The sequence below is a fragment of the Lysinibacillus sp. RU7 genome (assembly GCF_057837305.1).
In genome coordinates this window covers 1-420 of record NZ_JBYQFK010000075.1, presented here as the reverse complement: position 1 = coordinate 420, position 420 = coordinate 1, and the positions used below count along the sequence as shown (strand labels likewise).

Below are 420 nucleotides of genomic sequence, written 5' to 3'. Positions count from 1 at the left end.
GTCATGCATCAGGCGGAAATCGATATGCGGCCAGCGCTTGCGCCAGCGGCGCGCGACAAGCCGCTCGCCCGGCCGCGCGGCATCGTCCAGCAGCACTACGCCATTGGGCGAGAGGCGCGCGAACAGGCTGTCGGCCGCGCCCCGCACCAGCGGATGCACGCTCCAGGGCGGGCCATCAATGATGATCAGGTCGATCTGCTCGGGCAGCCGATCGATCGCATACAAGCGGCCCGGCCAGTCGGCGCTTTCGTGGGTCAGCGGCGCATGGCGGATATCCACGTCCAGCGCATGGTCGGCCAGCCATTGCCGGGTCGCGTCGACAAAGCCGCCATGCTGGTCGAAACTGTGCAACTGGCCGCCGCCATGCAATTGCAGCGCCCGCGCCGCGATCAGCGAGGATGCGCCGGCGCCCAGTTCGAC

General features: G+C 68.8%; 1 protein-coding gene. It reads right to left on the bottom strand.

Going from position 1 to position 420, the window contains the following annotated elements; all coding sequences use genetic code 11:
* Positions 1-420 (bottom strand): class I SAM-dependent methyltransferase (locus AC3II9_RS21550; protein ID WP_489158732.1); only part of this gene is annotated, 420 nt, incomplete at both ends.